This window comes from Massilia sp. 2TAF26 (assembly GCF_052115005.1).
In the GTDB taxonomy this organism is placed as follows: domain Bacteria; phylum Pseudomonadota; class Gammaproteobacteria; order Burkholderiales; family Burkholderiaceae_D; genus Telluria.
Window position 1 is genome coordinate 18,935 of the sequence record NZ_JBFRFV010000027.1, and the last position, 18,614, is coordinate 37,548.

Sequence of the window (18,614 nt, forward strand, 5' to 3'; positions counted from 1 at the left end):
CCCGGCATCAATCACCCCACGCATATCGCCAGATCAGTGACGGAAGTGGCGGGTGCCAGTATAGAGCATGACCACGCCACGCTCGTCAGCCGCATCGATCACTTCCTGGTCGCGCATCGAGCCGCCCGGGTGAATGACGCAGGTCGCGCCGGCATCGACCACCACGTCCAGGCCGTCGCGGAACGGGAAGAAGGCATCCGACGCCACCGCCGAACCGACCAGCGAGAGGCCGGCGTTCTGGGCCTTGATCGAGGCGATGCGGGCGGAATCGATGCGGCTCATCTGGCCGGCGCCGACGCCCAGGGTCATGCCGTTGGCGCAGAACACGATCGCGTTCGACTTGACGAACTTGGCCACGCGCCAGGCGAACATCAGGTCCGCCAGCTGCTGCGGGGTCGGCTGTTTCTTGGTGACCACGCGCAGGTCGGCCGGCAGTACGTTCTTCGCATCCGGCGATTGCACCAGCAGGCCGCCGCCGACGCGCTTGACGTCGAACAGGTTCTGGCCCTCACCCAGCGCAATCTCGAGCAGGCGCACGTTCTGCTTGGCCGCCATGATCTGGCGCGCTTCCGCCGTGAAGGCCGGGGCGATCACCACTTCGACGAACAGCTTCGCGATCGCTTCGGCCGCCTGGCCGTCGACCGGCACGTTGAAGGCGATGATGCCGCCGAAGGCCGAGGTCGGATCGGTCTTCAGTGCGCGCTGGTAGGCGTCCAGGGCGTCGGCGCCGATCGCCACGCCGCAGGGATTGGCGTGCTTGATGATCACGCAGCCGGCCGGCTGCTCGAGGCCTTTCATCGTCTTGACGCATTCCCAGGCGGCATCGGCATCGGCGATATTGTTGTACGACAGTTCCTTGCCCTGCAGCTGGCGGTAGTTGGCCAGGCTGCCGGCGGCCGGGACCAGGTCGCGGTAGAAAGCGGCGCTCTGGTGCGGGTTCTCGCCGTAGCGCATGTCCTGCACCTTCTCGAAGTGCAGGTTCAGGGTCTGCGGGTAGGCGGCGCGGGTGGCGTGCTGCTTGTCATCACCCAGGCTGGTCAGGTAGTTGGTGATCGCGCTGTCGTACTGCGCGGTGTGGGCGAAGACTTTCTTTGCCAGACGGAACTTGGTGTCGTAGGACACGCTGCCGGCGGTCTCGCCGGTACCTTTCATTTCCGCCAGCACCGGACCGTAGTCGGCCGGATCGACGAGCACGACGACGTCGCGGTGGTTCTTGGCCGCCGAGCGCAGCATGGTCGGGCCGCCGATGTCGATGTTCTCGATCGCATCTTCCAGCGAGCACTGCTCCTTGGCGACCGTGGCCTGGAAGGGGTAGAGGTTGACCACCACCATGTCGATCTGCGGGATGCCATGCTCTTCCAGTTTGGCGATATGCTCGGGAAAGTCGCGCCGCGCCAGGATGCCGCCATGCACTTTCGGGTGCAGGGTCTTGACGCGGCCATCGAGCATTTCCGGGAAACCCGTGTAGTCGGCGACTTCGGTGACGGGGACGCCATTGTCCTGCAGCAGCTTGGCGGTACCGCCGGTCGACAGGATGTTCACGCCGAGTGCGGACAGCGCGCGCGCGAAATCGAGCACGCCGGTTTTATCGGAAACGGAAATGAGGGCTTGTTTGATCATGGGAGAGGCCTGTTGATAAAAATCGGTGCGAGCATGGAGTGTCTACTACGCCGGACAGGGTCGGCGCACGCTCGCACGCCGGCCCTCCCGCCGGCGTTTACAGCAGCCCGTGCTCCTGCAATTTCTTGCGCAGGGTATTGCGATTAATGCCCAGCATCTGCGCGGCATGCGACTGGTTGCCCTCGGCACGGGTCATCACCACTTGCAGGATCGGCTTTTCGACGGTCAGCAGCATCATGTCGTAGATATTCGTCGGTTTCTGCTCGCCCAGGTCGTTGAAATAATCTTCGAGGCTTTTCTGAACGACTTCCTGGATACTTTCTTTGCTCATGTGCTACTTCACCTTGGTTGATGTGCCGCTTTTGGCAGCCCTGTCTCCGATTGTTTCTTATTTTTTTGCTATTACTTGATTATTCGTTCATGCCGCAATCGCGACATCATCGGAATGCGCGGGCCGGTATTGTAACCGCTCGCCATACCGCTGTTGCGATTTGAAAAATTCATCCACGGCCGCCAGCTGCTCGGCGGTCGATTCCAGCAGGTTCATGCGCTGGCGGAATTCTTCGCCGCCGGGCAGGTCCTGCACATACCAGCCGATGTGCTTGCGCGCGGTGCGCACGCCCAGGTATTCGCCGTAGAAGGCGTAATGGGCCGGCAGGTGTTCGTTCATCAGCTCGCGCACTTCCTCGACCAGCGGCGCCGGCAGGTATTCGCCGGTGCGCAGGTAGTGATCGATCTCGCGGCAGATCCATGGACGGCCCTGGGCCGCGCGCCCGATCATGACGGCGTCGGCGCCCGTGTGGTCGAGCACGAATTTCGCCTTTTCCGGGGTCGTGATGTCGCCATTCGCCACCACCGGAATCGAGACCGCCGCCTTTACCGCGGCGATGGTGTCGTATTCGGCATCGCCCTTGTAGCCGTCGGCGCGGGTGCGGCCGTGAAGGGTCAGCATGGCGATGCCGGCCTGCTCGGCCATGCGCGCGATCGTCAGGGCATTCTTGTTCTGGCGGTCCCAGCCGGTGCGGAATTTCAGCGTGACGGGCACGTCGACGGCACCAACCACGGCTTCGAGGATCCGCTGGACCAGGTCTTCGTGCTGCAGCAGGGCCGAGCCGCACCAGTTGTTGCAGACCTTCTTGACCGGGCAGCCCATATTGATGTCGATGATCTGGGCGCCGCGGTCGACGTTGAACTTCGCGCATTCCGCCAGTTCTTCCGGCACCGCGCCGGCGATCTGCACCGCCTTCGGCTCCATCTCGCCCGCATGGTCGGTGCGCCGCGAAGACTTTTCGCTGGCCCACAGGCGAGGATTCGAGGCTGCCATCTCCGACACCGCATAGCCGGCGCCGAGCTTCTTGCACAGCTGACGGAACGGGCGGTCGGTCACCCCGGCCATCGGAGCGACGAAGACATTGTTACGCAGCGCGTAGGGACCAATTTGCACGGGAGAAAAACCAGAAAATAATCGGGAACTCGCTATTTTACCCGAAGCGCTGCTCAATTTATCAGCACACTTTTATCGTGTGTTGCAAATCTGACATAAACCTCTGTCAGCTTAGTTCGTCGAGCAGGGCCGGACGCAGGTGCGCCACCTCGCCCCAGCTCTCGAGCAGGAGTTTTCCGTCGTCGATGCGGAAGCGGTTGATGCTGGCGTTGTAGACCTTGAAGTCGCGCGGCGTCTCCAACGGCAGCGCCCTGGCCATCCGGTAGGCGCATTCGAGCACGCCGCCATGGGCCACCATGGCGATGGTCCGGCCCGGATGCGCGGCGGCGGTGGCCAGGATGGCGCTGGTCGCGCGGGTGTAGAACTGGCGGAAGGTTTCACCACGATTTTTGCCAGTTGGCAAAATTGCGTCGACATCGCGCGCCTGCCAGGCGGCAAATTCGGCCGGGAAGCGCTGTTCGATCTCGCTGTACAGCAAGCCTTCGAAGCCGCCGTAGCAGCGCTCGCGCAGGGCCGGGTCGACGTGCAGGGGCATGCCGCGCAGGGTGGCCACGGCCTGGGCCGTCTGGCGGGCGCGGTGCAGGTCGCTGGAGACGACCACGTCGATGGACTCGGACTCCAGCGCTTCGGCCAGCAGCCGGGCCTGGCGTTCGCCTTCCTCGTTCAGCGGGATATCGAGATAGCCCTGCAGGCGGCGTTCGGCGTTCCAGGCGGTTTCGCCATGGCGGATCAGGAGAATCTTGTTCAATTATTTATCGATGATAGTGGCGGCGATTTGCGGGTTCAGCGAATACACGCCGAAGATCCGCGCTTCGTCCAGGATGTGGCCCGTGATCGCCAGGCGCGCTTCCCTGCCGGTGAAGCGCCCGGTCAGCGGCAGGCGCGGGATGTCGAGGGCATACAGCGTGAACACATAGGTGTGGATGCGCTCGTCGTTCCAGGGTGGACAGGGGCCGTCGTAGCCGTAGTATTCGCCAGCCATGTCGGGATCGTTGGCGAACCAGCTCGTATAGTCGTTGATGCCGTGGCGCAACTGGTGCTCGGTGCCGTTCTTGATCGTGAACGGGACCAGCGGACCGCTCTTGCCGCCCGGCGTGACCATGTCCGAGAACAAGCCTTCGGCAAAGGAAGTCAGGCTGACCGGGATGTCGACCAGCGACCAGTGGTAGAAGTCGGTACGCGGCAAGGCGTCCGGCACCGTCCTCCCCTCCTGGTTGACGTCGGCGCCGCTGGCCGGCACGTCGAGGTCGTGACACAGCAGCACCAGGGACTCGGCGCCGGCCGGGACGTCGTCCCAGGCGAGGTGGGGGCTGCGGTTGCTCGACAGCTTGATGTGGCCGCCGGGATCGATCTCGGCGAACGCGCAGCGGGGCGGAATGAGGCCGCCCTCGATAAAGGAATCGCTCCAGATTTTCATCTCTCAGCCCTCCATTTCCCTCTGAGCCTCTGCCAAACCCGGCATGGCGGCGTTGCATTCGTCTCGCCGTACTGGCGTACTGTCTTCGCGGTCCGCCGCTGCGGCGATGCCCCTTGCCCTGCCGGCTTTGCCAGACGCTCTTTTACATTGACCTGCGCCACCCGCCGCAGTTTCAGCTCAAGACCTTGGGTGGATCAATACGAAGCCAGAAAGTCACTGGACCGTCATTGGTCAGCGAGACCTGCATGTCGGCGCCGAAGCGGCCGGTCTCGACCTTACCGTGACGCTCGCGCGCCTGGCGCACGAAACGCTCGAACAGGCGGCGCCCGTCGTCCGGCGCGGCCGCCGGCGAGAACGAGGGCCGGGTGCCGGAGCGGGTGTCGGCCGCCAGCGTGAACTGCGGCACCAGCAGCAGGCCGCCCTCGACGTCGGCGACGCTGCGGTTCATCTTGCCGGCCTCGTCGGAAAAGACGCGGTAGCCGAGCAGCTTCGCGAGCAAGGCGTCGGCCTCGCGCTCGGTATCGCCCTTCTCGGCGCAGACCAGCACCATCAGCCCGCGGCCGATGGCGCCGATGGTCTCGCCGTCAACCACGACGCTGGCCTGGGTCACGCGCTGCAACAATCCGATCATGCAGCGGCCAGGGTCACGCGCGCGAACTTGCGCTTGCCGACCTGCAACACGAAAGTGCCGGCCTCGACCTGCAGCGACTTGTCGGACACGACCGTGCCGTCGATGCGCACGCCGCCCTGGTCGATCATGCGCATGGCTTCCGAGCTGGAAGCGCACAGGCCGGTCTGGCGCAGCAGCTGGGGCAGGCCCAGCGGGGCGCCGCCGAGGCTCACTTCCGGCACGTCGTCCGGAATGCCGCCCTTCGAGCGGTTGACGAAGTCGGCCAGCGCATCCTCGGCCGCCTGCTGCGAGTGGAAGCGCGCCACGATTTCCTGGGCCAGCGCAACCTTGGCGTCGCGCGGGTTGGCGCCGCCCTCGACGGCCTTCTTCAGCGCCGCCAGCTCGTCCAGCGAGCGGAAGGACAGCAGCTCGTAGTACTTCCACATCATCACGTCCGAGATGCTCATCAGCTTGCCGAACATGGTGTTGGCCGGCTCGGTGATGCCGATGTAGTTGTTCTTGGACTTGGACATCTTCTCGACGCCGTCCAGGCCTTCGAGCAGCGGCATGGTCAGGATGCACTGCGGTTCCTGGCCGTAGTCCTTCTGTAACTCGCGGCCCACGAGCAGGTTGAATTTCTGATCCGTACCACCCAGCTCAAGGTCTGCTTTCAAAGCGACCGAATCATAGCCCTGCATGAGCGGATACAGGAACTCGTGGACCGAAATCGGAGTCCCATTCTTGAAGCGCTTGGTGAAGTCATCGCGCTCCATCATTCGTGCCACCGTGTAACGCGAGGCCAGCTGGATCATGCCTCGCGCGCCCAGCGGATCGCACCACTCGGAGTTGTAGCGGATTTCCGTGCGTGCGGCATCGAGCACCAGCGAGGCCTGCTTGAAATAGGTCTGCGCATTGGTTTCGATCTGTTCGCGGGTCAGCGGCGGACGGGTCACGTTGCGGCCCGAGGGATCGCCGATCATCGACGTGAAGTCGCCGATCAGGAAGATGACCTGGTGGCCCAGGTCCTGCAGCTGGCGCAGCTTGTTCAGCACCACGGTGTGGCCCAGGTGCAGGTCGGGCGCGGTCGGGTCCAGGCCCAGCTTGATGCGCAGCGGCTGGCCGCTCTGCTCGGAGCGCGCCAGCTTCTGGGCGAATTCGCTCTCGATCAGCAGTTCGTCGACACCGCGCTTGGTGATCGCAAGGGCTTCCTGGACGGCATCGCTCAAGGGAAGAGCCGTCGCGCCGGCCGAAGTTGCATTTTTTGCATTAGCAGAAAGCTCAGCAGAAGTCATAAAAATCTTGTAGGAATAAGGCTAAAACGGTTGTAGGACCCGGTATTTTGATATAATTCGCGATCCCGTCAATCTTGCCGCATGAAAAGTTCCACAGACAACAAGTAAGAAAACAAAAAGAAAAAGCGTTGGTCTTGGGACGATGAAGCGGTAAATTTTAACTGATTGCATGAACCCAATACAGAAAATCACCGGCAAGCGCTGGTTCGGTCTCGCAGAGACCAGCCGCAAAACCCGCATCATCGCGGGTGGCGCCGCTGCCCTGGCCCTGTGTGCCTTCGGCGCGACCGCAGTCGCCCCGATCGCGCCGGACGCCTCCGACATTCCTGTCAAGTCCATCGCACAAGACCTGCAACTGCCGAACCTGGCTGACCAGATCGCCGCGCTGCAGCAGGACCAGCAGGAATTCATCCACGAAGAACGCATCCGCCCGGGCGACTCGCTCGGCTCCGTCTTCACCCGCCTCGGCATCGACGACCAGCAGGCAGCGGCTTTCGTCCGCAACGACAAGCTGGCCCGCAGCATCCTCTCCCTCAAGACCGGCAAGCGCATCCAGGCCGAGACCGACGAGAACGGCCTGATGCTGTCGCTGCGCGCCACCATCGCCGTCGACAAGGATCAATTTAATACCGTTACCGTGACGCGCAAGGGCGACAAGTTCGTCGTCACCAAGGCGCCGGCCGAACTCGAGCGCCGCGTCGAAATGCGCTCGCGCGAAATCAGCACCTCGCTGTACGCCGCTACCGACGCCAACGTCGACGGCGGCCAGATCCCGGATTCGGTGGTCAACCAGATCATCGAGATGTTCTCGACCAACATCGACTTCCGCTCGGACCTGAAGCGCGGCGACCGTTTCAACGTCGTCTACGAAAACTTCTACCAGGATGGCGAACTGGTCCGTACCGGCCGCGTGCTGGCCGGCGAGTTCATCAACCGCGGCGTCGCCTACCAGTCGGTCTGGTACGAAGACCCGGTCAGCCACCAGGGCGGCTACTACAGCCTGGACGGCCAGTCGCTGAAGAAAGCCTTCCTGAAGTCGCCGGTCGCCTTCAGCCGCATCTCTTCCGGCTTCTCGATGCGCATGCACCCGGTGTTCAATGTGTGGAAAGCGCACAAGGGCGTCGACATGGCCGCCCCGACGGGCACCCCGATCCGCGCCGCCGGCGACGGCACCGTCGACTTCGTCGGCGTGTCGAACGGCTACGGCAACATGGTCGTGCTCAAGCACTGGTCGAACTACAGCACCGCCTACGGCCACATGAGCCGTTTCGCCAGCGGCCTGCGCCGCGGCGAGAAGGTCCACCAGGGCGACGTGATCGGCTACGTCGGTTCGACCGGCTGGGCAACCGGCCCGCACCTGCACTACGAATTCCGCATCGGCGGCCAGGCTACCGACCCGATGAAGCTGAAGAACCTGCAGGCCCAGCCGTTGAACGCCGGCGAACTGTCGCGCTTCCGCATGGCCGCCACCGATATGTCGCACCGCTTCTCGTTGCTGAATCCGGCCGGCAACGCGATGGCTGCGCGCTGAGCTGCAACTGAATCGTAGATAGAATGAGGCGCCTTGCACTGCACAGTGCAAGGCGCTTTTTTTTTACTCAAGAGCCCATTCAAGCAAATAGAATATGAGCGCTTCCTCCCTCTACATCGGCCTGATGTCCGGCACCAGCCTGGACGGCGTCGACGGCGTCCTGGCCGATTTTTCCGGCCGCGGCATCCGCACCCTGGACGCCGCCTTCACGCCCTTCCCTGCCGAACTGCGCACCGAGCTGATGGCCCTGCAGGCGGCCAGCGAGAACGAACTGGAGCGCGAAGCCCTGGCCGCGAACGCGCTGGCGCGCTGCTACGCCGATTGCGTGCAGCAACTTCTGGCCCGGGCGCCGGGTCCGGTACGCGCCGTCGCCGTACATGGCCAGACCATCCGCCACCGCCCGGAACTGGGTTTCACGCGCCAGACCAATAATCCGGCCCTGCTGGCGGAGTTGACCGGCGTCGACGTGATCGCCGATTTCCGCACGCGCGACATCGCCGCCGGCGGCCAGGGCGCGCCGCTGGTGCCGGCTTTTCATGAAGCCCGTTTCGGCAAGCCGAAGATGCTGAGGGTGGTGGTGAATATCGGCGGCATCGGCAATATCAGCGTGCTGCACGGCGACGGCCGCGTGAGCGGCTTCGACACCGGCCCCGGCAACGTGCTGATGGATCTGTGGGTTGCGCGCCACACCGGCAAGCCCTATGACGAGGATGGCGCCTTCGCGGCGGCCGGCAAGGTGGACGGAAAACTGCTGGAGATCCTGCTGGACGAGCCATATTTCCGCCAGCCGCCGCCCAAGAGCACGGGGCGCGACCTCTTCCATGCGGAATGGCTGGATGCGAAGCTGCTCCAGCGCCCCGGCCTGGCCCCGGCCGACGTCCAGGCAACCCTGACGCGCCTGACGGCGGTGACGATCGCGCAGGCGATCCAGGATGCGACCGCCGGCCGGCCGGCCCAGGCCGTCTACGTGTGCGGCGGCGGCGCCTATAACGGCGTGCTGCTGAAAGACATCGCAGAGGCCCTCGGCGGCGGGATTCCGGTGGCGTCCACCGAAGAACTCGGCGTGGCGCCGAACCGGGTCGAGGCGCTGGCCTTTGCCTGGCTGGGTTACCGCTTCACGAGGCGCCAGCCGGGCAACCTGCCGGCGGTGACCGGCGCGGCGGGCCTGCGCGTACTCGGCGCCTTGTATCCAGCCTGAGGAGCGTTCGATGACGCCCTATATTACCCGGCTTTCCACGCCTTCGATCGATACCTACCGCATGCTGCGCGTCGGCGCCGGCCTGAGCCCGAAGCTGGTGGAGGCGGCCGCGAAAGGCTTGCCGAACACGCTGTTCGCCGTGCAGATCCTGCATGAAGGCGCGCCGGTCGGCATGGGACGCGTGATCGGCGACGGCGGCTGCTTCTTCCAGGTTGTCGACATTGCCGTCCTGCCGGCACACCAGGGCCAGGGACTCGGCAAGACCATCATGCGCGAGATCATGGCCTATATCGAGCGCGAGGTGCCGGACAGCGGCTACGTCAGCCTGATCGCGGACGGCAAGGCGCATGCCCTGTACGCGCAGTTCGGTTTCGTGCCGACGGCGCCGGCATCGATCGGCATGGCTTATCGGCGCGCGCCGGCCTGACAATGAAATGGCCGCCGCGGCAATGCCGGGGCGGCCATTTGATGAATGCGAAGAACGATTACGCCGAGAACGACGAACCGCAGCCGCAGGTCGAGGTGGCGTTCGGGTTCTTGATGACGAACTGGGCGCCTTCGAGGTCGTCCTTGTAATCGATCTCGGCGCCGACCAGGTACTGGTAGCTCATCGAGTCGATCAGCAAGGTGACGCCGTTCTTTTCCATGGCGGTATCGTCGTCGTTCATGATCTCGTCGAAGGTGAAGCCGTACTGGAAGCCCGAGCAACCGCCGCCCTGCACGAACACGCGCAGTTTCAGGTCGGGATTGCCCTCTTCCTCGATCAGCTGGGCGACCTTCTGCGCGGCGCTATCGGTGAAGTTGATGGGCGACGGCATGGTGTCCTGCTCTTGCGAGCGATGCAATTCGGCGATTGCGGTCATGGATAAACTCCTGATTGAATTCGGATTTCGTCCATTATAGACGGTTGGCGCCAGTCATGCTGATGCCCCTTCCGCGGCGACGCCCAAATGAAACACCGGCTCGGCGGCCGGGATCGGCGCGGCTTCGTGGGTCAGCTTGCCCGTCACCAGGGCGCCGCCGTGCATTTCCAGCAGGCGGTAATGGACATCCCCATGTATGCGGCCTTTCGGCTGTAATTCAAGCAGTTCCGTCGACCGCACCGTCCCGGCGATATGGCCGTTGACAACCAGGTTGGCGCAGCGCACCTCGCCCTCGATGCGCGCGTGCTCGGAAACGATCAGGACGCTGTCGGCGGCGGCATCGCCGGCAATCACGTTGCCGTGCACCTCGCCGTCGATGCGCAGGCCGCCGGTGAATACCAGGTCACCTTCGATGCGTGCGGAAATGCCGATCAGGCTATCGATTTCGCTTTTTGCATTACGACCGAACATGGGACTCCCCTCGCGTTGTGATGCGTTGCCAAGCAAGCTAGTGCAAAGATCAATTTACCGTGCTCAACATCACCTGCCTTGATCTGCATCTTGTCGGCAACCCTTGCGAGGGGAGACGCGCTTTCCTTACGGCAGCAGCGCGATCTGCTGCAGACCCATGTTTTCCGGCACGCCGAACATCAGGTTCATGCACTGCACGGCCTGGCCGGCGGCGCCCTTGACCAGGTTGTCCTGCACCACCAGGATCACCACGGTGTCGCCGCCGTCCGGACGGTGCAGCGCGATGCGCAGCATGTTCGAGCCGCGGGTCGAGCGGGTTTCCGGGTGCGAGCCGAAGGGCATCACATCGACGAATTCGGCGTCGCGGTAGGCGTCCTCGAACAGGGCCTGCAGGGCGGCGTTGTCGATCTCCTTCGTCAGGCGCGCGTACAGGGTCGAGTGCATGCCGCGGATCATCGGCACCAGGTGGGGCGTGAAGATCAGGCCGACTTTCTGGTCGGTATAGCGCTGCAGCTGGGCCGAGGTTTCCGGGGTGTGGCGGTGGCCGGCCACGCCGTAGGCCTTGAAGTTGTCGCTGGCTTCCGAGAACAGGGTGCCGATCTCGGCCTTGCGGCCGGCGCCGGACACGCCCGACTTGCTGTCGGCGATCAGGTTGCCGGCGTCGATCAGGCCGGCCTTCAGCAGCGGGTAGAAGCCCAGCTGCATGGTGGTCGGGTAGCAGCCCGGGTTGGCGATCAGGCGGGCCTTCTTGATGTCTTCGCGGTTCAGCTCCGGCAGGCCATACACCGCTTCCTCGATCAGCTCGGGCGCCGTGTGCTCCATCTTGTACCACTTCTCGAAGGCGGCGCGGTCCTTCAGGCGGAAGTCGGCGGCCAGGTCGATGACTTTCACGCCGGCGGCCAGCAGCGCCGGGGCCTGGGCCATGGCGACACCGTGCGGGGTGGCGAAGAACACCACGTCGCACTGGGTCAGGTCGGCCTTGTCCGGACTCGAGAAGGCCAGGTCGACGTGGCCGCGCAGCGACGGGAACATGTCTGCCACCGGCAGGCCGTCTTCCTTGCGCGAGGTGATGGCGGTCAGCTGCACCTCGGGATGGGCCGACAACAGGCGCAGCAACTCCACGCCCGTGTAACCGGTACCGCCAACGATGCCAACTTTGATCATGTTCTTTCCTTCGTAAAGATAAATAAGGCCCAGCGAGGACGAGGCTGCAATTTTAGCAGCGTCACCGAAAATTCGGGGTCAGAGCACTTTTTCGCATGCTGAAAAAGTGCTCTGACCCCGAATTACTGACCCGAGTTATTGGAAAACAAAAAAGCCGCCGGCTTTGCAGCGGGCGGCTTTCTGTCTGGCAGCAGCGCAGAGCGCTGCAGATCCAATTAACGCTTCGAGAATTGCTTTGCGCGACGTGCTTTGCGCAGACCAACTTTCTTACGCTCGACTTCACGGGCGTCACGGGTGACGAAACCGGCACGTGCCAGGTCAGGCTTCAGGCCTGCATCGTAGTCGATCAGTGCACGGGTGATGCCGTGGCGCACTGCACCTGCCTGGCCGGACTCGCCGCCGCCATGCACGTTGACCTTGATGTCGAAACGCTCGACGTTGCCGGTCAGTTCCAGCGGCTGACGGATGACCATCAGGCCGGTTTCGCGCGAGAAGTACTCGGCGGCCGGTTTGCCGTTCACGATGATCTGGCCGGTGCCAGCCTTGATGAACACGCGGGCGACTGCACTCTTGCGACGGCCGGTGCCGTAATTGTAGTTACCGATCATGTCAGTTCCTTAGAAATCGAGTGCTTGCGGTTGCTGGGCTGCGTGCGGGTGGGTAGCTTCCGCATAGACCTTCAGCTTCTTGATCATGGCGTAGCCCAGCGGGCCCTTCGGCAGCATGCCTTTGACAGCCTTTTCCAGGGCGCGGCCCGGGAAGCGCTGTTGCATTTTCAGGAAGTTGGTTTCGTAGATACCGCCCGGGTAGCCCGAGTGACGGTAGTAGGTCTTCTGGGTGGCCTTGGTGCCGGTCACGCGCAGCTTGCCTGCGTTGACGACGACGATAAAGTCACCGGTGTCGACGTGCGGAGTAAATTCCGGCTTGTGTTTGCCGCGCAGTCGGCGTGCCACTTCGCTGGCAACACGTCCGAGGACTTTGTCCGTCGCGTCAATCACGTACCAATCGCGCTGGACTTCATGGCCCTTAGCGGAAAAAGTTTTCATGTTGACTTCCTATATCTAGGTGTAAATGCTCAAATGGTGGTTCCGCTCGTCGATGCAGCCAACTGCGGACTCTGCCTTATTGTCTTTTCCTGAGCAAATGGAAAGCCCACGATCATAGCTGATCGGGGGCTCCCCAGTCAAGCCAGCCTTGACGCATACCCCACACTCCGCATGGTGATCCAGCACAAAGAAGGTTAATGCGTATATGCAACTATTTGTTGACCCACAAAAGAATAGCAATTTACTATGGGTGACATCGTAGAGGAGACTCCGTGAACACCCGTCCGATCCTGCCTGCCCTGTTCGCCCTGCTGTACTCGGCGTCGGCGCTCGCCGCGCTACCCGCCGCGTCCGCCAGCGCGTCCGCCGTCACCGCCGCCAAGCCGGCTGCCCACAGCTGCCACCTGCCCGGCGCCGAGGAAACCCTGCGCTGCCTGTCCATTCCCGTCCCGCTCGACTATGCCGCGCCCGCGGCCGCCGGCCTGAAGCTGCACGTGACCGTGGCCCCGGCCTTCCGCGCGCCGGCGCGCCCCGATCCGCTGTTCGTGCTGGCCGGCGGTCCCGGCCAGGCCGGCAGCGACGTGCTGCCCCTGCTGTCGGCCGCTTTCAAGCGCGTGCGCGCCACCCGCGACATCGTCTTCATCGACCAGCGCGGCACCGGCCTGTCCGGCAAGCTCGATTGCGAGACCCCGCCCAACGAAGAGATGCTGAGCGACGCCGAGATCGAAGCCGGGCTGCGCCGCTGCATCGGCACCAAGCCGGCGCCCTTCGCCGCCTACACCACGGCCGCCGCCGCGCGCGACATCGAGCAGGTCCGCCGCGCCCTCGGCTACGGCAAGATCAACGTCTGGGGCGGCTCCTACGGCACCCGCCTCGGCCAGGCCTATGCGCGCGCCTTCCCGGACAGCGTGCGTTCGCTGGTGCTGGACGGCGTCGCCGCGCCGGACCAGGTGATTCCGGCCGGCGGCCGCGACGGCCAGGCCGCGCTCGACAAGCTGTTCGCGCAATGCCGGGCCGACGCCGCCTGCAACAAGGCCTACCCCAAGCTGCGCGCCGAGTTCGACACCCTGGCCGCGCGCGCCGAGGCCGGCCTCAAGCTGTCGGTCGCCGATCCGCGCACGGCCCAGCAGGTGACGTTCACGATGACCGGTCCGCGCTTCCTCGGCACCGTGCACAACATCCTGTACTCGCCGGCCGACGCGCGCCGCCTGCCCTTCCTGCTGCACAGCGCCTGGCAGGGCCGCTGGGAGCCCTTCATCGCGCGCCACAACATCGCCGGCGACTTCGCCAGCGATGCCTCGACCGCGACCCTGCTCTACCTGTCGGTGGTCTGCGCCGAGGACGTTCCGCGCATGACGCCGGCGCTGCTGAAGGACGACGCGGCGCTGCTCACGCGCCCGCTGGCCGACCGCATTCCCGGCCTGTGCCGGCTGATGTCGGTGCCGGCGGTGCCGTATGCCGAGCCGTCGACGATCCAGGCGCCGGCGCTGCTGCTGTCCGGCGCCCTCGATCCGGTGACGCCGCCGCGCCGCGCCGAAAGCGCCGCGCGCCACATGCGCAATGCCCAGCAGCTGGTGGTGGCGAATGCCGGCCACGGCGTCTCGCAGCTCGGCTGCGCGCCGCGCCTGCTGCGCGAATTCCTCGACCGCCCGGCCAGCCCGCTCGACGCCAAGTGCCTGTCCGAGATCCCGGCCCCGACCTTCCAGCTCGGCAGCGCCGGGCCGCAACCCTGATCCCCAGTCCGCCATGATAGAAGTCCAGGAAGTACGCAAACAGTTCGGCTCCGTGCACGCCCTCGGCGGCGTCAGCTTCACCGCACGCGACGGCCAGATCACCGCCCTGCTCGGCCCCAACGGCGCCGGCAAGACCACCCTCCTGCGCACCCTGGTCGGGCTGCTCAGGCGCGACCACGGCAGCATCGCGATCGACGGCGTCGACCCGGAAAAGGATCCGCTGGCGGTACGCCGCAACATCGGTTTCCTGACCGACCAGTTCGGACTCTACGAGCGCCTCAGCACGCGCGAATACCTGCGGTACTTCGGTGAACTGAACGGCATGGCCGGCCCCTCGCTGCAGGAGCGCATCGACGAAGTGTCCGGGCTGCTGCAGATGGACGACATCCTGGAGCGCCGCGCCAAGGGCTTCTCGCAGGGCCAGCGCATCAAGGTGGCGCTGGCGCGCACGCTGCTGCACCGCCCGCGCCACCTGCTGCTGGACGAACCGAGCCGCGGCCTGGACGTGATGAGCACGCGCGCCCTGCGCACCGCCTTGTCAAGCCTTCGAGCCGAGGGCTGCTGCGTGATCATGGCCACCCACGTGATGCAGGAAGTGACCCACCTGTGCGACGACGTGATCGTCATCGCCAAGGGCCATACGGTGGCCCAGGGCTCGCCCGAGGACCTGTGCCGGCGTACCGGCATCGCCAACCTGGAAGACGCCTTCGTCAGCCTGGTCGGCACCGAAGAAGGGATCGCCGCATGAAACCGAAATTCCTGATCGTCTTCCTGAAAGAGCTGCGCGAAGCCCTGCGCGACCGCCGCACGCTCGCCCTGCTGGCGCTGTTCACCCTGATGTATCCGATCATGATCGGCTACGTGGTCAACCAGACCATCAAGCGCGCCACCAAGCCGGAGCGCGACGGCGTCGAGATCGCGGTCATCGGCGGCGCCCAGGCGCCCACGCTGATGGCTCAGCTCAAGCAGCGCAACATCACCGCCAGGGAACTCGGCCCGCTCGACGAGCCGGCGATCACCGAAGCGCTGCAGGCGCGCAAATACGCCGTGGTGCTGCGCCTGTCCGACAAGTTCACCGAGAACTATGCGGCGATGCGCCCGGCGCGCGTCGAGCTGTGGTACGACTCAGCCGACGAAAACGGGCCGCGCCGCCGCGAAGTCGAGAGCGTGCTGGAAGCCTACAACGCCAACGTCGCCGGCGCGCGCCTGCTCGCCCACGGGGTGTCGCCGGCGACGCTGGCGCCAGTCCAGGTCCAGCGCTTCGATACCGCCACCAATGCTTCGCGTTCGGCGGGCCTGATCGGCGGCATCCTCGGCATCCTGTTCGTGCCGGCTTTCATCTGCGGCATGTCGACCGCCGTCGACAGCACCGCCGGCGAGCGCGAGCGCCGCTCGATGGAAGTGCTGATGGCACAGCCGGCCAAGGCCTGGGAACTGGTGGTCGGCAAATGGCTGACTTCCGGCAGCCTGGCCATCATCGGCGTCACGCTCGAACTGGTGCTGGCGCACGCCATCCTGTCCTGGCTGCCGCTGGAAGAGATCGGCATGTCGTGGAGCATGGGCTGGGGCGAGCTGATACTGATCTGCATCGTCAGCGTGCCGCTGTGCCTGTTCGCCGCCGGGCTGCAGGTGGCGCTGGCCATGAACGCCAAATCCTTCAAGGAAGCGCAGAGCGTGCTGAGTTTCGTGATGATCGTGCCGATGCTGCCGGCCTTCATCGTGCCGATGATGGAGCTGAAGACCGCTGACTGGATGTATATGGTGCCGGTGCTGTCGAACCAGACCCTGCTGCGCGAAATGAGCAAGGGCGGCGACATCGGCGCCCTGCCCGTCCTGATGACCTTTGCCTGTTCGGCGCTGGCGGCGCTTGTGGCCGTCGGCTTCGCCAGCTGGCGCATGAAGAGCGAACGCTACGTGCTCTCCGTGTAAGCCTTAGAATAGACGCCCTGAATCACGCAAGGGAGAATGCAATGGAAGTCAAAGTCAGCTGGAACGGCCCGTCGGGGATGAGCTTCCGGGCCGAAACCGGCTCGGGCCACATGGTCAGCATGGACGGCGCGCCGGAAGGCGGCGGCCACAACCTGGCGCCGCGCCCGATGGAGATGGTGCTGCTCGGTACCGGCGGCTGCACCGCCTATGACGTGGTGCTGATCCTGAAGCGCGGCCGCGAGGACGTGCGCGGCTGCGACGTCACGCTGAAGGCCGAACGCGCGGACGCCGATCCGAAGGTGTTCACGAAGATCCACTTCCATTTCATCGTCAGCGGCCGCAACCTGAAGCCGGCGGCGGTGGAGCGGGCCGTCAACCTGTCGCACGACAAGTACTGCTCGGCTTCGATCATGCTTGCCAAGACGGCCGAGATCACGCACTCGTTCGAGATCGTCGAGGCGTAAGCACGTGGGCACGGGGTGCCCACGCGGACATCCAATCAAATGTAATACGCGGTGGTGGTCATGACCTTGGCCATCGCCCGCATCGCCATGCGCACCGGCAGCGGCATCTCGGCCGCGCCCATCGCCTGGGCCTTGGCGCCGTGCTCGATCTCGTCGACGCGCATCTGGTCGACGATGGCGCGCGACTTGCCGTCCTGCGGCGGCAGTTTGTCCAGGTGGCTGTTCAGGTGGGCCTCGACCTGGCGTTCGGTCTCGACCACGAAGCCCAGGCTGTGGGCGTCGCCCATGCGCGCCGCCACCGTCCCCAGCGCATAGGCGCCGGCATACCACAAGGGATTCAGGAGGCTCGGCTGGGAACCCAGTTCGGCCAGGCGTTCGGCCGTCCAGGCCAGGTGGTCTTCTTCCTCGCGGCCGGCCTGCTGGAACTGGGTGCGCATCGCCGGGCTGCCGGCATGGCGCGACTGCGAGTCGTACAGGGCCTGGGCGCAGACTTCGCCGACGTGGTTCACGCGCATCAGGCCGGCGCTGTGGCGCGCCTCCTGGGCATTCAGTTCGCAGTCCTGGGCCAGGGTGCCGGGATTCGGACGCGAGGCCTTGGCCACGCCGCCGACCACGCGCAGCGCGCGGTCGAAGCCCGAGATCAGGTTGTCGAGAGGATTGATGGAGCGGGACAGGTTATCCATGGCTTGCATGTTCAATACGCTTGAAAGCGCCATTATATCCCTCGGCCGCTTTTCCCCCATCCGGCAGGGAAGGGAAGTTGTCAAACTGGACAGAAATTTTTCACTGCCGTATGCTGAGACGCAGTTTCCGCTGCACCCTGGTCGCGCATTTTTGCAATCTGGGACGGTGAAACTGCCGTGTGTCGCATGGACGCTGCCCCTGGCGCTCATTTTTAATACAATGCAATAGTCATCAAAATACGCAGATTCTCACTATGGAATTAGAAATCCGCAACCTGTCCAAGACCTACGCCAACGGCGTGGTGGCGCTGGACGGGGTCACGCTGAGCATCCCGCCCGGGATGTTCGGCCTGCTCGGGCCGAACGGCGCCGGCAAATCGACCCTGATGCGGATCCTGGCCACCCTGCAGGAATGCGATTCCGGCTCGGTGTTCCTGGACGATATCGACCTGCTCGACGAAAAGGACGAGGTGCGCCGCCTGCTCGGCTACCTGCCGCAGGATTTCGGCGTCTATCCGAAAGTGACCGCTTACGAACTGCTCGACCATTTCGCCCAGCTGAAAGGCCTGGCGAACCGCGCCCGCCGGCGCGAAGTGGTCGACGGCCTGCTGCAGCAGACCAATCTGTTCGAGGTGCGCGACCAGCGCCTCGGCACCTTCTCGGGCGGCATGAAGCAGCGCTTCGGCATCGCCCAGGCCCTGCTGGGCGACCCGCAGCTGATCATCGTCGACGAGCCGACCGCCGGCCTCGACCCGCAGGAGCGGGTGCGCTTCCATAACCTGCTGTCCGACATCGGCCAGGACAAGACCGTGATCCTGTCCACCCACATCGTGTCCGACGTCGCCGACCTGTGCGCCAACATGGCGATCATCAACAAGGGCCACGTGCTGCTGTGCGGCGAGCCCGCCAGGCTGATCGAGGGCATCGAAGGCAGGATCTGGGCGCGTTTCGTCAGCAAGCCCGAGCTGCTCGCCTTCCAGAAGCGCCATACGGTGATCTCGACCCGCCTGCTGAGCGGACGCCCGATGATCCACGTGTATGCCGAGCGCTATCCGGGCGACGATTTCGAACCCGTCCACCCCACCCTCGAAGACGTCTACTTCGCCACCATTGCCGGCCGCCACAATGCGGCGGCGGGAAACTGCTGAG

General features: G+C 64.7%; 21 protein-coding genes. 8 read left to right on the forward strand and 13 right to left on the reverse strand.

Annotation, left to right across the window (positions count from 1 at the left end):
- Positions 1–33 precede the first annotated feature (33 nt).
- The 7 genes from purH to tyrS form a co-directional block, all read right to left on the reverse strand.
- Positions 34–1,620, reverse strand: coding sequence for a bifunctional phosphoribosylaminoimidazolecarboxamide formyltransferase/IMP cyclohydrolase (purH, locus tag AB4Z32_RS22050; protein WP_442124013.1), 1,587 nt, complete (start codon positions 1,618–1,620; stop codon positions 34–36).
- Between the two features lie 97 nt (positions 1,621–1,717).
- Entirely contained in the window at positions 1,718–1,951 is a 234-nt protein-coding gene (locus AB4Z32_RS22055; RefSeq protein ID WP_036235444.1) for a helix-turn-helix domain-containing protein, read from the reverse strand.
- Between the two features lie 87 nt (positions 1,952–2,038).
- Positions 2,039–3,064 carry a tRNA dihydrouridine synthase DusB gene (gene dusB, locus AB4Z32_RS22060; RefSeq protein ID WP_442124014.1) on the reverse strand — a complete coding sequence of 342 codons (1,026 nt, stop codon included), beginning with the start codon at positions 3,062–3,064 and terminating at the stop codon, positions 2,039–2,041.
- Between the two features lie 106 nt (positions 3,065–3,170).
- Complete coding sequence (locus tag AB4Z32_RS22065) at positions 3,171–3,812, reverse strand: histidine phosphatase family protein (protein ID WP_442124015.1); 642 nt, start codon at positions 3,810–3,812, stop codon at positions 3,171–3,173.
- Entirely contained in the window at positions 3,813–4,481 is a 669-nt protein-coding gene (locus AB4Z32_RS22070; RefSeq protein WP_442124016.1) for a YbhB/YbcL family Raf kinase inhibitor-like protein, read from the reverse strand. It lies immediately after the preceding gene.
- 172 nt (positions 4,482–4,653) lie between these two features.
- Positions 4,654–5,112, reverse strand: coding sequence for a D-aminoacyl-tRNA deacylase (gene dtd / locus AB4Z32_RS22075; RefSeq protein WP_442124017.1), 459 nt, complete (start codon positions 5,110–5,112; stop codon positions 4,654–4,656).
- Positions 5,109–6,383, reverse strand: coding sequence for a tyrosine--tRNA ligase (tyrS, locus tag AB4Z32_RS22080; protein ID WP_442124018.1), 1,275 nt, complete (start codon positions 6,381–6,383; stop codon positions 5,109–5,111). Before tyrS ends, dtd begins: the two co-directional genes overlap by 4 nt.
- A 169-nt stretch (positions 6,384–6,552) precedes the next feature.
- Here tyrS and AB4Z32_RS22085 point away from each other — a divergent pair, with 169 nt between their 5' ends.
- The 3 genes from AB4Z32_RS22085 (at position 6,553) to AB4Z32_RS22095 (ending at position 9,539) form a co-directional block, all read left to right on the forward strand.
- Positions 6,553–7,914 carry a peptidoglycan DD-metalloendopeptidase family protein gene (locus AB4Z32_RS22085; RefSeq protein WP_442124019.1) on the forward strand — a complete coding sequence of 454 codons (1,362 nt, stop codon included), beginning with the start codon at positions 6,553–6,555 and terminating at the stop codon, positions 7,912–7,914.
- 94 nt (positions 7,915–8,008) lie between these two features.
- Complete coding sequence (locus AB4Z32_RS22090; protein WP_442124020.1) at positions 8,009–9,112, forward strand: anhydro-N-acetylmuramic acid kinase; 1,104 nt, start codon at positions 8,009–8,011, stop codon at positions 9,110–9,112.
- A 10-nt stretch (positions 9,113–9,122) separates the two neighbouring features.
- Positions 9,123–9,539, forward strand: a complete 417-nt coding sequence (locus AB4Z32_RS22095; RefSeq protein ID WP_442124021.1) for a GNAT family N-acetyltransferase — start codon at positions 9,123–9,125, stop codon at positions 9,537–9,539.
- Between the two features lie 58 nt (positions 9,540–9,597).
- Here the strand turns inward: AB4Z32_RS22095 and erpA are convergent, their stop codons facing one another.
- The 5 genes from erpA to rplM all read right to left on the reverse strand — a co-directional run bounded on the left by erpA (position 9,598) and on the right by rplM (position 12,656).
- Positions 9,598–9,975, reverse strand: a complete 378-nt coding sequence (gene erpA / locus AB4Z32_RS22100; RefSeq protein WP_442124022.1) for an iron-sulfur cluster insertion protein ErpA — start codon at positions 9,973–9,975, stop codon at positions 9,598–9,600.
- A gap of 54 nt (positions 9,976–10,029) precedes the next feature.
- On the reverse strand, positions 10,030–10,446 hold the full coding sequence (locus AB4Z32_RS22105; RefSeq protein ID WP_442124023.1) for a bactofilin family protein: 417 nt from the start codon (positions 10,444–10,446) through the stop codon (positions 10,030–10,032).
- Positions 10,447–10,572: 126 nt separating this feature from the next.
- Positions 10,573–11,610 carry an N-acetyl-gamma-glutamyl-phosphate reductase gene (gene argC, locus AB4Z32_RS22110; RefSeq protein WP_442124024.1) on the reverse strand — a complete coding sequence of 346 codons (1,038 nt, stop codon included), beginning with the start codon at positions 11,608–11,610 and terminating at the stop codon, positions 10,573–10,575.
- A 215-nt stretch (positions 11,611–11,825) separates the two neighbouring features.
- The gene (gene rpsI, locus AB4Z32_RS22115; protein WP_323143189.1) at positions 11,826–12,218 is read right to left on the reverse strand and encodes a 30S ribosomal protein S9; all 393 of its coding nucleotides are present in this window, start codon (positions 12,216–12,218) and stop codon (positions 11,826–11,828) included.
- A 9-nt stretch (positions 12,219–12,227) separates the two neighbouring features.
- Positions 12,228–12,656 carry a 50S ribosomal protein L13 gene (gene rplM / locus AB4Z32_RS22120; protein WP_435570927.1) on the reverse strand — a complete coding sequence of 143 codons (429 nt, stop codon included), beginning with the start codon at positions 12,654–12,656 and terminating at the stop codon, positions 12,228–12,230.
- Between the two features lie 272 nt (positions 12,657–12,928).
- Between rplM and AB4Z32_RS22125 the strand changes: the two genes are divergently transcribed.
- From AB4Z32_RS22125 to AB4Z32_RS22140, 4 genes are read left to right on the forward strand one after another with little or no spacing between them, the layout of a single operon-like run.
- Positions 12,929–14,389 (forward strand): alpha/beta fold hydrolase, encoded by a 1,461-nt coding sequence (locus AB4Z32_RS22125; RefSeq protein ID WP_442124025.1) that lies wholly within the window; start codon positions 12,929–12,931, stop codon positions 14,387–14,389.
- 13 nt (positions 14,390–14,402) lie between these two features.
- Positions 14,403–15,137, forward strand: coding sequence for an ABC transporter ATP-binding protein (locus AB4Z32_RS22130; protein ID WP_442124026.1), 735 nt, complete (start codon positions 14,403–14,405; stop codon positions 15,135–15,137).
- Complete coding sequence (locus AB4Z32_RS22135; protein WP_442124027.1) at positions 15,134–16,318, forward strand: ABC transporter permease; 1,185 nt, start codon at positions 15,134–15,136, stop codon at positions 16,316–16,318. The genes AB4Z32_RS22130 and AB4Z32_RS22135 overlap by 4 nt, the downstream gene beginning before the upstream one ends.
- 41 nt (positions 16,319–16,359) lie before the next feature.
- On the forward strand, positions 16,360–16,782 hold the full coding sequence (locus tag AB4Z32_RS22140) for an OsmC family protein (RefSeq protein ID WP_442124028.1): 423 nt from the start codon (positions 16,360–16,362) through the stop codon (positions 16,780–16,782).
- Between the two features lie 35 nt (positions 16,783–16,817).
- Here AB4Z32_RS22140 and coq7 read toward each other — a convergent pair whose 3' ends face one another.
- Complete coding sequence (gene coq7 / locus AB4Z32_RS22145; protein WP_442124029.1) at positions 16,818–17,465, reverse strand: 2-polyprenyl-3-methyl-6-methoxy-1,4-benzoquinone monooxygenase; 648 nt, start codon at positions 17,463–17,465, stop codon at positions 16,818–16,820.
- Positions 17,466–17,719: 254 nt separating this feature from the next.
- On the opposite strand from coq7, the gene AB4Z32_RS22150 reads away from it, so the two are divergent.
- The gene (locus tag AB4Z32_RS22150; protein ID WP_442124030.1) at positions 17,720–18,613 is read left to right on the forward strand and encodes an ABC transporter ATP-binding protein; all 894 of its coding nucleotides are present in this window, start codon (positions 17,720–17,722) and stop codon (positions 18,611–18,613) included.
- Position 18,614: the final 1 nt, after the last annotated feature.